At 65.8% G+C, this 12,585-nt stretch carries 10 protein-coding genes; 6 read left to right on the forward strand and 4 right to left on the reverse strand.

Features of this window, described 5'->3' with window-relative positions; all coding sequences use genetic code 11:
* Positions 1-17: 17 nt before the first annotated feature.
* Positions 18-839, forward strand: a complete 822-nt coding sequence (locus tag EWM57_RS16515; RefSeq protein WP_129922267.1) for an SDR family oxidoreductase — start codon at positions 18-20, stop codon at positions 837-839.
* A gap of 51 nt (positions 840-890) precedes the next feature.
* Complete coding sequence (gene uxuA, locus EWM57_RS16520) at positions 891-2,060, forward strand: mannonate dehydratase (protein WP_129922268.1); 1,170 nt, start codon at positions 891-893, stop codon at positions 2,058-2,060.
* 41 nt (positions 2,061-2,101) lie between these two features.
* Here the strand turns inward: uxuA and EWM57_RS16525 are convergent, their stop codons facing one another.
* Positions 2,102-2,701, reverse strand: a complete 600-nt coding sequence (locus tag EWM57_RS16525) for a TlpA family protein disulfide reductase (protein ID WP_242510110.1) — start codon at positions 2,699-2,701, stop codon at positions 2,102-2,104.
* 270 nt (positions 2,702-2,971) lie between these two features.
* Here EWM57_RS16525 and EWM57_RS16530 point away from each other — a divergent pair, with 270 nt between their 5' ends.
* Together EWM57_RS16530 and EWM57_RS16535 are read left to right on the forward strand one after the other, a co-directional pair.
* Entirely contained in the window at positions 2,972-4,150 is a 1,179-nt protein-coding gene (locus EWM57_RS16530; protein ID WP_129922269.1) for an acyltransferase family protein, read from the forward strand.
* A gap of 119 nt (positions 4,151-4,269) precedes the next feature.
* Positions 4,270-5,580: an MFS transporter gene (locus EWM57_RS16535; RefSeq protein WP_207218338.1), complete on the forward strand. Its 1,311-nt coding sequence runs from the start codon at positions 4,270-4,272 to the stop codon at positions 5,578-5,580.
* A gap of 39 nt (positions 5,581-5,619) precedes the next feature.
* Here EWM57_RS16535 and EWM57_RS16540 read toward each other — a convergent pair whose 3' ends face one another.
* On the reverse strand, positions 5,620-6,351 hold the full coding sequence (locus tag EWM57_RS16540) for a LytR/AlgR family response regulator transcription factor (RefSeq protein WP_129922270.1): 732 nt from the start codon (positions 6,349-6,351) through the stop codon (positions 5,620-5,622).
* Positions 6,320-7,357, reverse strand: coding sequence for a sensor histidine kinase (locus tag EWM57_RS16545; protein ID WP_129922271.1), 1,038 nt, complete (start codon positions 7,355-7,357; stop codon positions 6,320-6,322). The genes EWM57_RS16540 and EWM57_RS16545 overlap by 32 nt, the downstream gene beginning before the upstream one ends.
* 255 nt (positions 7,358-7,612) lie before the next feature.
* Between EWM57_RS16545 and EWM57_RS16550 the strand changes: the two genes are divergently transcribed.
* Both EWM57_RS16550 and EWM57_RS16555 read left to right on the forward strand, forming a co-directional pair.
* Positions 7,613-8,542: an ABC transporter ATP-binding protein gene (locus EWM57_RS16550; protein ID WP_129922272.1), complete on the forward strand. Its 930-nt coding sequence runs from the start codon at positions 7,613-7,615 to the stop codon at positions 8,540-8,542.
* Positions 8,539-12,153, forward strand: coding sequence for an ABC transporter permease/M1 family aminopeptidase (locus EWM57_RS16555; protein WP_129922273.1), 3,615 nt, complete (start codon positions 8,539-8,541; stop codon positions 12,151-12,153). The genes EWM57_RS16550 and EWM57_RS16555 overlap by 4 nt, the downstream gene beginning before the upstream one ends.
* A 176-nt stretch (positions 12,154-12,329) precedes the next feature.
* Here EWM57_RS16555 and EWM57_RS16560 read toward each other — a convergent pair.
* The coding region (locus tag EWM57_RS16560; RefSeq protein WP_207218339.1) for a hypothetical protein at positions 12,330-12,585 on the reverse strand (256 nt) is incomplete at its 5' end.

The following is a 12,585-nucleotide window of genomic DNA, read 5'->3' on the forward strand; positions in this document are numbered from 1 at the left end:
TCGTTACCCTTCTTCCTATGCCTTCTCTGCGTCAGTTTTCGTTGGAAAATAAAGTTGTCGTCATCACCGGAGCCACCGGCGTGCTGGGCGCGGCCCTCTCGCTGGCCGTGGCCGAAGCGGGCGCCAAGGTGGCCATTCTGGGCCGCAACGCCGAACGGGCCGAAGCCCGGGCCGCCGCCATCCGGGCCGCGGGTGGCGAGGCCCTGGTAATCTTGGCCGACGTGCTCGACCAGGCCCAGATGGAAGCCGCCCGCGACACGATTCTGGCCGCCTGGGGCACCATCGACGGGCTGGTGAATGCCGCCGGCGGCAACATGCCCCGGGCCACCGTGGGCCCCGACCAGGACTTGTTCGACGTCGGCATCGAGGACACCCGCCGGGCCGTGGATTTGAACCTGTTTGGCACCGTGATTCCGACCACCGTGTTTGGCCGCGTGATGGCCGCCCAGGGCCGGGGCTCCATTGTCAACATCTCCTCCATCACGGCCCAGCGGCCCCTGACCCGGGTGATGGGTTACACGCTGGCCAAGAAAGCCATTGAGGCCTACACCCAGTGGATGGCCGTGGAGCTTGGGCTGCGCTACGGCGGCGGGCTGCGCATCAATGCCATGGCCCCCGGCGTGTTCCTGACCGAGCAAAACCACGACCTGCTCATTGCCGCCGACGGCACCCACACCGACCGGGCCCGCAAGTTCATTGCCCATACCCCCTTCCAGCGCTTCGGCGAGCCCGAGGAGCTGACCGGCACCCTGATTTACCTGCTCAGCAACGCCTCCCGCTTCGTCAACGGCGAAACGGTGATGGTCGACGGCGGCTTCAACGCCTACAGCGGCGTGTAGAGGCCCTTTCCTGCGCCGACTGTTTCTCTGAACGCACAACTCCTGTTTCCTATGTCCCTGATTCAAAGCTGGCGCTGGTATGGTCCTACCGACCCGGTGAGCCTGGCCGACATCCGCCAGGCCGGCGCCACCGATGTGGTATCGGCCCTGCACCACGTTCCCAACGGCCAGATCTGGTCCCAGGCCGAAATCCGGCGGCGGCAGGCCGAGGTGGCGGCCGCGGGCCTGCGCTGGAGCGTGGTGGAAAGTGTGCCCGTGTCGGAAAGCATCAAAACCCGCACCGGCGAGTTCCAGCGCCACATCACCAACTACCAGGAGTCGTTGCGCAACCTGGCCGCCTGCGGCATCTACACGGTCACCTACAACTTCATGCCGGTGCTCGACTGGACCCGCACCGACCTGGCCTACGAAGTGGAAGACGGTTCCCGGGCTCTGCGCTTCGAAAAGGCGGCCTTCGTGGCCTTCGACGCCCTGCTGCTCCAGCGCCCCGGCGCCGCCGCGGAGTACACCGAGGCCGAGCTGACCCAGGCCCGGCAGCGCCTGGAGGGCATGAGCGAAGCCGAGCGGGCGTTGCTGCAGCGCAACATCATTGCCGGCCTGCCCGGCTCGGAGGAAAGCTTCACGCTAACCCAGTTTCAGCGGGCCCTAGACGCTTACCGGCACATCGACGCGGCCCGGCTGCGGGAAAACCTGATTTTGTTTCTGCGCGAGATGGTGCCCGTGGCCGAGCGGGTGGGCATCGACCTGGCCCTGCACCCCGACGACCCGCCTTACCCGATTCTGGGGTTGCCGCGGGTGGTGAGCACGGCCGAAGACGTGCAGGCGCTGTTTGACGCCGTGCCCTCGCCCAGCAACGGCCTCTGCTTCTGCACCGGCTCGTTCGGCGTGCGCCCCGACAACGACCTGCCGGAAATGGTGCGCCGGTTTGCCGACCGGATCCACTTCGTACACCTGCGCAGCACCCAACGCGACGCGGCGGGCAACTTCTACGAGGCCAACCACCTGGAGGGCGACGTGGATATGTACGCCGTGATGCGCGAGCTGGTGCTGGCCATGCGGCGGCGGCACGTGCGGCTGCCCATGCGCCCCGACCACGGCCACCAGATGCTCGACGACCTGCGCAAGCACACCAACCCCGGCTACTCCGCCATCGGGCGCCTGCGGGGTCTGGCCGAGCTGCGCGGCCTGGAAATGGGCATCAGCCGCGGCCTGGAAGCCTAAACGAGCCCAGTTCCTGCCTAGCCCGACGGCCTAAGACGCGGCTAGTTGCGGTTGGGGCCAGCCAGCTTTTCCAGGGCCGCTTTGAACTCGGGCGTGTCGTATTCGGCCATGCCGTCGTGGCGGGCGGCTACCTGCCCGTCGGGCCCCAGAATGACGGTGGAGGGAATCGAGTTGGAGTCGAATGGCGCAGGCAGCGGACCAGCCGGGAAGTACACCGGAAACGTGTAGCCGCGCCGCTTGAGCAGGGCCCGGGCCTTGGCTGGATTCTGGTCGAGCGAAATCATGACGAAGGCCACCTTGGCCGGGTCCAGCTTCTGGTAGAGGGCGTAAATCCCCGGCATCTCGGCCACGCAGGGCGGGCACCAGCTGGCCCACAGGTTCACGAACACCACCTTGCCCTTCAGCGCGCTCAGGTTTACTGGCCGGCCCTCCAGCGTGAGCAGCGGCAGGCTGTGCGGGTAGGCGGCCCCACCGGTGGGCACGATGGGCGCCCGCGGGCTCACCGGCACCTCCGCCTTCCACAGGCCCGTGGCCAGCAGGCCGCGCTGCATGGTACCCAGCACCAGCGGCCGCAGGTCGGTCAGCATCACGAGGGCGAACAACGCCAGGGGCAGCCATTGCAGCAGATTTTTGCGGGTCATGGTAGGCAGAGTTGAAAGCGAAGAAAACAGCGGCGTGAGCTGGGGCGCAAACCTACGCGCCAGCAGATTTCGCTAGGTGTTGGGCAAAGATACGGCCGGCGGTCCGCACTGCCCTGCCGTCACCCGGCATCTTCCCGCTTGCTTCCGGATGGCAAAAGGGCTGCCTATCCCGGCGTGGGCCGAGCAAACTTTGCGGCGCTTGCCAGCCGGGAAAGCCGTAATTTGCGGTTTCAAACCGTTCACAATCAGCTCCTGGCTTTGCCCTTTTTTGTGGAAAAACTTCTACCCGCCGCTTCCAAAAAGTACATTCCGTCGCTTACCGGCATGCGGGCCATTGCCGCCTTCATGGTCTTTGTCTGCCACAACCCGATCAACTACGCGCAGCCGCTGACCCCGCTGCAGCGCGCTGGCAACGGGCTGCTCGTTGCCTTCGACATCGGGGTAGCCATCTTCTTCGTACTCAGCGGCTTTCTGATTACGCTTCGCTACGCGGAGAACATCACCCTGTCGTGGCAGTGGATTGTGCGCTACACCCGCAACCGCATGGCCCGCATCTACCCGATGTACTTTCTGGTGACGGTCGTCACCATCGTGGCCAGTCAGCTCAGCACGGCCTACGACCCGTCGCGGGTGTGGCAGTACTTCTCGCCCACCGACAAGGCCATTGCCATTTTTGCGAACCTGACCTTTATCCGGGGCTTTTTCAGCAACCTGACCTGGACCCTGGCCGGGCAGGGCTGGTCGCTGACGGTGGAAGAATGCTTTTACCTGGCCGCGCCGTTTATGCTGCTGAGCGTGATGCGCCAGCCCAAGCTGCTCCCACTCTGGGCGCTGGGGCTGCTGGCCACGGGCTTCGCGCTGGTGGGCGTCGGGTCCCTGGCCCCGGAGCACCTCTACGGCTTTTTCAAGACCGTGCGCTTCATGTTGAACTGGACCTTTTTTGGCCGTTGCATTGAGTTTGTGCTCGGCATGGGCCTGGGGCTGTACGTTATCAAGCGGCCGAAGCCGCAGGTAGCTACCGGCTGGGCCACCTACCTGGGCAGCGCCTGGATGGGGCTGTGCATGCTGGCCTTCACGGCCTTTGAATTCAGCCACGACCCCGGCCCCATTCCGGGCCTGACCACCTACTCCGCCATTTTCGTGCACAACGTGCTGCTGCCCCTGGGTATCGTTGCGCTGTTCTGGGGCCTGATTCACGAGCAGACCGTGGTGCGCCGCCTGCTCGAAACCGACCTGTTTTCGCTGCTGGGCAAAAGCTCCTACGTGTTTTACCTGACCCACGTGGGCGTGCTCAACTTTTTGATTGAGTACCACCTGACCACCAACGTGCTGGTGAAGTTTGTGCTGATGAACCTGGTTTCCATTGGCCTCTACAAACTCGTGGAGCACCCGATTCACCGCTGGCTTACCCAGCGGGCCAAGCCCCGGCCCGTGGCGGTAGCGGCTTAGACGAAGCTGGCTTCTGCGAAAATCAGGAACAGGGCGGCTGGGGCTGGAGTGAGCCGTCCGGCGTGCTACAAGCCGGCGCCGTACCTTACTTACTTCTCCAGAATCAACCTTTCCAGCCCGTGCAGCCTTCCCTGATCCAGCAGCCCCCGCCGCGGGTGGCCCTCTCCCGCACCTCCCTCGCGGTGGCCGCGTGCTCTACCATCATCGAGTGGTACGACTTCACGCTCTGCCTGTACTTCGCTACCGTCCTCTCGCGGGTGTTTTTCGGGCCGGGCGCCGCCTCGCTGCTCACGGCCCTGGGCGGGTTTGCGGTATCGTACCTGATGCGGCCCCTGGGCGCGCTGTTTTTCGGGCACATCGGCGACCGGTACGGCCGACGACGGATGATGCTGCTGTCGATGGCGCTGATGACGGGCGCCATGCTGGCCACGGCCCTGCTGCCCACCCACGCCCAGCTTGGGGCCCTGGCCGGGTGGCTGCTGCTGGTGCTGCGCTGCCTGATGGCCTTCTCGGTGGGTGGTGAGTATACCGGCGTGGTGGCCTACCTGCTGGAAGGAGCCCAGCCCGGGCGCCGCGGCCTGGTTACTTCCCTGGCCGCGGCGGCCAGTGAGGTCGGGGCACTGCTGGCCGTGGGCGTGTGCGCCCTGCTCGTCTACAGCCTGCCGACGGCCAGCGTGGACACCTGGGGCTGGCGCCTGCCCTTCCTGCTGGGCGCGGGGCTGGCCGGCGGCGTCTGGCTGGCCCGCTCCACCATGCAGGAGTCGCCGGACTTCGAGCGGCAGCAGGCAGCGGGTACCGTGCCGACGGCGCCGCTGCGGCACACGCTGCGCCACCACCGGCCGGCCATTGTGCGCACGTTTTCCATTTCTGCCCTGGGCTCCATCACCTACTACGTCGGCATCACCTACGTGCCCACCTTTTTAGCTACCACGGGGCAGCGCGGGGAAGGCGAGGCCCTGGGGCTGTCGACCATTGCCGCGGTGGTGGTTATTCTGGTCACGCCCTTCGTCGGGCTGCTTTCCGACCGGTTGGGGCGCAAGCCCGTGCTGGCTGCGCTGGCCGGGGCCAGCACCCTGCTGCCCATCACCTTGTTTTCGCTGATGCGGGGCGGCAGCGTCCTGCAGGCCGTTGTGGGTGCCGTCGTGCTGGCGGCGGTGGCCGGGGGCGTGAGTGCCGTGGGGGCCGCGGCCACTGCCGAGCAGTTTCCCGGCGAGGGCCGCCTAAGCGGTCTGGCCCTGGGGGCCACGGCGGCCACGGCCGTATTCGGGGGCCTGACGCCCTTCGTGGCCGAGCTGCTCATCGCCCGCACGGGCTGGCCGCTCGTGCCCGGCGCCATGATTGCGCTGGTCGGCCTGCTGGTGCTGCCGGTGCTGCTCACCATGCCCGAAACGGCTTTCACCGCCGACCAGCAGCCCCCCGCCGCGCAGTAACGAACCGGGCAGCTTTCCTATAGTTCCGACGACCTTTTCCTACTGCAGCCCCTTCAGCTTCCGGTAAAAGCCCTCGGCGTAGGTGTCGCTGATGGGAATGAGCTGGTCGGCCAGCTGAATCCGGTTTTTCTCGATGTGGTCAATCTTGTCGATGGCGACCAGAAACGAGCGGTGCACGCGGGCAAACTCGCGGGCGGGCAGCAGCTCTTCCAGCTTGGCAAAGCTCAGCAGCGTCATAATCTTTTCCTGAGCGGTATGAATCCGGAGATAGTCTTTCATACCCTCCACGAACAGAATGTCGCGGGTGGCAATCTTCTGGATGCGGTGGCCCACCTTCAGAAAAATATACTCCTGCTCGGGCTCCGTTCGGACCGCCGCGGCCGGGTTTTCCGCCGGCGTGGCGAGGGGGCGCGACTCCAGGTAGAGGCGCAGCACCGCCTTGTAGAACCGCTCAAATGGGAAGGGCTTGAGCAGATAGTCGCGCACCTCCAGCTCGTAGGCCTTCAGCGCGTACTGGTCGTAGGCGGTGGTGAGGATAATCAGGGGCCGGGGGTTGAGCATCGGAATAAAGCTCAGCCCATCCAGGTCCGGCATGTTGATATCGAGAAACAGCAGGTCGGGCCGGGCGGTCTGCAGCGGGCCGGCGGCCTCGAGCGGACTGGCGTAGATGCCCTTCAATTCCAGAAACGGCACTTTGCGGATGTACTCTTCCAGGATTTCCTGGGCCAGGTACTCATCCTCAATGATGGCGCAGGTGAGGGGTGGTTGCATGCGGCGGGGGCTGAACTCCGTGGACGGTAAGCGTGGCCGTAAAGGTGGCGGCGGTAGGATGAATCGTGAGCGTGTGCTGCCCCGGGTACAGCAAGGCCAGCCGTTTGCGGACATTGGGCAGGCCGATGCCCCCGGGCTCGTCCAACGGAGTTGCCGGCTTGTTCCCAATGGGGTTCTGCACGCTGAACGTCAACACGTTGCCTTGAAGGTCCACGCGGACTTTCAGGTCGCCGGCCGCCAACCGGGCGGGGCTGTGCTTGTAGGCATTTTCCAGCAGGTGAACGAACAGCAGGGGAGCAATATAGCCGGCGGCGGGGTCTCCCGTTATCCGCAGGTCCACTACCGGGCTGCTTTTGTAGCGCAGCTGCTGCAGGTTCACGTAGTCCTGTAGGTAGTCCAGCTCCCGGGTCAGGGGCACCGTGGCCGCATTCGACTCATAAATCATGTAGCGCATCAGCGAGGCCAGCTGCAGCACCGCCGCCGGGGCGGCCGGGGCCTGCTTATACACCAGCGTGTGGATGTTGTTGAGCGTGTTGAAAAGAAAGTGCGGGTTGATCTGGGCCTTGAGATACGTCAGCTCCGCCTCGGCCGCCTGCTTTTCCAGTTGCTCTTTCCGCAGGGTGTTGAGCACCAGATTTTCGGTAACCCGGGCCAGCCAGCTCAGCCCCAGGAAAATAGCCGTCGAAATCAGGTGCATGCAGTAGTAGGACCGCCACTGCCCAAACGTGTCCAGCGGTTTGTGGTAGAGCAGCAGAAAAGGCCCGGGGCCGGTCAGCACAATGGCCAGCAGCCCAAGCAGGTAACGCCGGCGCTTGCCGGGCCCGGCGGTGTGGGTCAGCAGGTAAAAATGGCAGTAGAAAACGTAGAGGCCGGTGGCTATAAATCCCGCCCCGGTGCTGAGCCAGTGGATGTCGCCCTCACTGCTCAGCTGCAGGGCAACCAGCAGGCCGAACAGGATCCACACGACGAGGTGAATCAGCCGGAAGATGTTTTTGATGCGCTCCATGGCGCAAAGGTGGGGGCTGCAGCCCGACTCTGCCCCGCGTCTTCGACCAGCGTCTAATTCTGCTCTACGAAAGGCGGCCGGCAGCCCGCCGGGGCGGTGGCGGCCGCAACGCGGTGCTTGGTCGACTGCTTCCCGGCTTCAGCATATCGGTTTTCGCCGGCCCGGCCAGGCGGCCTTGCTTTGGGTTACCGGCGGAAAGTCCCGTCCCGGCGCGGCCCCGGCCGCCAAAGCATGCCTCCAAGCAACGCTAATTCAATGGAAAATCATCCGGCTGGGCTGACCATCCGCAACGTCTCGAAAAGGTATGCCAATGGCGTGCAGGCCCTGCACCAGGTGTCGCTCCGGGTGCCGCCGGGCCTGTACGGGCTGCTGGGCCCCAACGGCGCGGGCAAGTCAACGCTGATGCGCACCCTGGCCACGCTTCAGGAGCCGGACGAGGGGCACATCCAACTCGGCGACATCGACGTGATTCATCAGAAGGAAGCCCTGCGCCAGACCCTGGGCTACCTGCCCCAGGAGTTTGGGCTCTACCCCAAGGCCAGCGCCGCGGAGCTGCTCGACTACTTCGCGGTGCTCAAGGGCCTTACCAGCCGAACCGAGCGCCAGGCCGTAACCGAGGCCCTGCTCCGGCAAACCAACCTCTGGGACAAGCGCCACCAGAAGCTAGGCGGCTACTCCGGCGGCATGCGGCAGCGCTTCGGCGTGGCGGTGGCGTTGCTGGGCAATCCCCGGCTGCTCATCGTCGATGAGCCCACGGCGGGCCTGGACCCGGCCGAGCGGGTGCGCTTTCTCAACCTGCTCAGCGAGCTGAGCGACACCAGCGTGGTGCTGCTCTCCACCCACATCGTGGCGGACGTGGCAGAGCTGTGCACCAACATGGCCATCATCGACCAGGGGCAAATTCGGCTGGAAGCCGAGCCGCTGGCGGCAGTGACCTCCCTGCGCGGCCGCATCTGGCGCCAGCTGACCGCCACCGCCGCCCTGCCCCCGCTGGCGCCGGAGCACCGGATTATTTCGGCCAAGCGGCTCAGCGGCCGCCTCCTGGTGCACGTGCACAGCCCGGTCAGCCCCGGCCCCGGCTTCGAGCCGGTGGCGCCGGACCTGGAGGACGTGTACTTCAGCGCGCTGGCGGGCTGCTTCGGCCCGACTGGTGACCTAGCTCAAACGCAGAAGGCTGCCCGATGAAGCTCCGACGGATTTTCGCGCTCGAATTCGGCTACCAGCTCCGCCAGGTGACGACCGGGCTGTATTTCGTGGTTCTGCTGGCGCTGGCTTTTCTTATCGTCGTCGGCAACTACCTCCCCGACGCCCGCGACGGGTATTTTCTGCTCAACGCGCCCATTGTGCTGGCAGCCGTCACGGCCATCTGCAGCGTGAAGTGGCTGCTGATCGGGGCCTCCGTGGCGGGCGAGGCGGGCACCCGGGACGTGCAGACCCGTATGCACCTGCTCACCTACCCCGCGCCGGTCAGCAAGGCGCAGTACCTGGGCGGACGGTTTCTGGCCGCCTTTGCCCTGAGCGCGCTCGTGCTGCTGGCCATTCCGGCGGGGCTGCTGCTGGCCGTGTACGGAACCGGGGTTGAGGCTGAGCTGCTGGGCCCGTTCCGGGGCGCGGCCTACCTGACCACCTTTGGCTTTATCGCGCTGCCCAACGCCTTTTTCGCCTCGGCCCTGCAGTTCTCGGTGGTAACGCTCAGTCGCCGGGCCCTGGGCAGCTACCTGGCCGGGGCGGCCCTGTTTGCGGTAGCCTACCTGATCTGGCCGGTGCTGCCGCAGACCGGGAACTGGGGCCGCCTGGCCGACCCAATGAGCTTTGGGCTGGTTCTGGACCATGTGTCCACCGACTGGAGCCCTGTGGAAAAGAACACGCGCCTACTCTCGTTGGACGGTCCATTTCTCGCCAACCGCCTGCTGTGGCTAGGTTTCTCGCTGGCTTTGCTGGCCTTCACGTATTGGCGTTTTCAATTCAACATCCCCGAATCAGCCCGCAAGGTCCAGCCCGCCGCCCAGCTGGATGCCCCCGGCCTGTCCCGGCCGGGATGGTCCCCGGAAGCTGTGGGTGCGCGGCCGACAGGCCGGGGCACATACGGCCGCACTACCCACTGGCGGCAGCTGCGGCGGCTTACCTGGACGGCCTTTCGGCAGCTGGCCACCAGCCGGGCCGGGCTGCCCCTGCTGACCTTATTGGCGTTGCTGGTGGGCCTCACTATCCGCGGCAACCTGAAGGGCCGGGGCGTGCCCCTGCTGCCCCGCACCGACTTTGTACTGGACTACCTGACCGCGCCGCTCACGGAGCCCGCCTCATTTTGGGTGCTCCTTGCGTTGCTGACCGTTTTCTACGCCGGGGAACTGGTGTGGCGGGAACGGGAAGCCGGCCTGGGCGACCTGGTGCACGCGGCGCCGGTACCGGAATGGGTGCTGCTGCTGAGTCGGTTCCTGGCCCTGGCCCTCCTGCTGGTGGGGTGGCTGGCTCTGCTCCTGACGGCCGGGCTGGTGGCGCAGGCCTCCTTGGGCGGAGCCCGGGCCGAAATCGGGCTGTACGTACCGGTGCTGTTTGGGCTGCAGCTCGTGGACTGCCTGCTCTTCGCCCTGCTGGCGCTCAGCGTGCACGTGCTGGTCAATCAGAAGTTTGCGGGGCATCTGGTGGCCCTGCTGGTTTACGGCGCCCTCACCTTTGCGCCGACTCTGGGCCTTGAGCACAAGCTGCTCATCTACGGCGCCAGCCCGGGCTGGACCTACACCGAAATGGCGGGCTTCGGGCCGACGCTCACCCCCTGGCTGTGGTTTAAGGCCTACTGGGCGGCGTGGGCCCTGCTGCTGGCCGGGGTGGCGGGGTTGTTTTGGGTGCGGAGCCGAGAAACGGGGCTTGGTGCCCGGCTCCGACTGGCCCGCCAGCGCTTGACGGGCGCGGTGCGCTGGGTAGCGGCGGGAGCGGCCACCGGCGTTGTGCTGCTCGGCGGCTTTATTTTCTACAACACCAACGTGCTCAACCCCTACGTCAGCGGGGCTGCTGCCGCGGCGCAGCGGGCAAGCTATGAGCAACGCTACCACCGCTACCGGAATGCGCCCCAGCCTCTGCTGACTGGCGTCAGGCTGGGGGTGGAAATCTACCCCCGGCAGCGCACGGTGGTCATCCGGGGCACTTACCAGCTGAAAAACCCCGGCCGGGCGCCCATCGACTCAGTCCATCTGGCTACGGGCGCCGGCGTGGCTACCTCCGCCGTGCACCTCGACCAGCCTTTCCGGGAGCTCCTCGCTGACGAAGCGCTGGGCCACCGTATCTACGCCCTGCGCCGGCCGTTGCAGCCCGGCGATTCACTGCGCCTGCGCTTTGCCGTCACCTACCACGCCCGGGGCTTTACCAACGGCGGCGCCGACGCGCTGGTCCTGGACAACGGCACCAGCTTCCGGAATATGGAGTGGCTGCCCGCCATTGGCTACCAGCCCTACCGGGAGCTGGACGAGGCCGGCGCCCGCAAAGCGCACGGCCTGCCGGCCCGACCCGCCACTCCCTCGCTCTACGACGAGGCGGCCCGGCGCTACGCCCCATTTGCCGAGCAGATCCGCTTTGAGGCCGTCGTGGGCACGGATGCCGACCAGCAGGTGGTGGCCCCGGGTACCCTGCGCCGGACCTGGCTCAACGCCGGCCGCCACTACTTCCACTACGCCACGGACGCGCCCATTCGCAATGAATACGCCATTTTCTCGGCCCGCTACGCCGTGCAGGAAGGCCGCTGGCGAAACCCGGCGGGCGGCCCGGCAGTAGCCGTCCAGGTGTTTTATCCGCCGGGCCTTACGCTGAACCCGGCGCGCATGGTTCGTAGCGCCCAGGCGTCGCTGGACTATTATTCCCGGCAGTTTGGGCCTTACCCCCACCGTCAGCTTCGCTTTGTGGCCCACCCCGGCTACGGCTTCGGCCACCACGCCGCCCCCATCGACATTACGGTCGAGGAAGGCTTTTTCCTACTGAATCCGGAGGCCGATGCGCGGGGCTTTGACCTGGTAACGGCCGTGGTGGCGCACGAGGTGGCCCACCAGTGGTGGGGCAATCAGCTCAAGCAGGCTTACGTGGAGGGCGCCGGCCTGATTACTGAAAGCCTGGCCTGGTACTCGGCCCTGGGCATGGTGGAAGACAAGTACGGCCCGGAGCACCTCGAGCGGCTGCTACGTTTTTTGCGGGAAGAAAACGAGACCCCGCGCACCCGCGCCGCCTTGCCGCTGCTGCAGGCCAATGACTGGTACCAACACTACCGCAAAGGTCCGCTGGCTCTGTACGCCCTGAGCCAGTATATGGGCCGGGACCGGGTAAACGGGGCGCTTCGCAACCTGCTGGCCCACCACCGTCCCGGTACCGTTCCCCATCCTACTTCCCTCGACCTCTATCGGGAGCTCCAGACGGCCACCCCGGACTCACTCCGCCCCTTGCTGCACGACCTGTTTGCGGCCAATATGTTCTGGGACCTGGCCACGGAAACTGCTACGGCCAGACAAGGTCAGCGGGGCCGCTGGCAGGTGACGCTCACGCTGCGGGCCCGGAAGCTGGTGGTGGATAGCCTCGGCGCCGAAACGCAGCTGCCGCTCCAGGACTGGGTGGAAGTTGGCGTCTTTGGTCCCGCCGCGGCCGGGCAGGAGTTCGGCAAGTTGCTTTACCGGCAAAAGCACCTGCTCAAATCCGGTCCGCAAACGATAGTAGTAACGGTACCTGGCCCGCCCGCCCGAGCCGCCCTCGACCCGCGCCATCTGCTGGTTGACTGGCAGTCAGAGGATAACTACCAAGCGGTACAGCTTATAAAGTAGCATTGTGACTTTTGGCGACAAGCTTTCGCGGTAATAGCGGCCTTGAGCCGCTGGCGGCCAACTATGCAGCGGGGCAGGGGTTAGGATTGGCGGGGCAGGCCGTGCGTTAACATCAACAGCGCCCGTTGGCTACCTATGCGCAGGTAGCCAACGGGCGCTGTACATACCGTGCGGGTCTAGCCGCAGCTCCACAGGGTGCCCGTGTAGTCGAGCCCAAACACATACGCATCATCACTGCCTGCATTGAGCGTGCCCATCGACACAGACAAGCCTCCGCTGCCCGGCTGGCCTACACTGGCCCAACGCCAGCTGGTACTGGGCTTGCAAAACCACAAGGTGCCTTTGCTGTCTTGCAGAAAGACGTACAAATCCCCCAGAAAATCCAATGGCCCCAGCGACAGGGTCAGCATCGTGCCCGCGGGCTGGCCCAGG

Origin of the sequence: Hymenobacter persicinus (assembly GCF_004167665.1) — a bacterium.
GTDB classification, from domain to species: domain Bacteria; phylum Bacteroidota; class Bacteroidia; order Cytophagales; family Hymenobacteraceae; genus Hymenobacter; species Hymenobacter persicinus.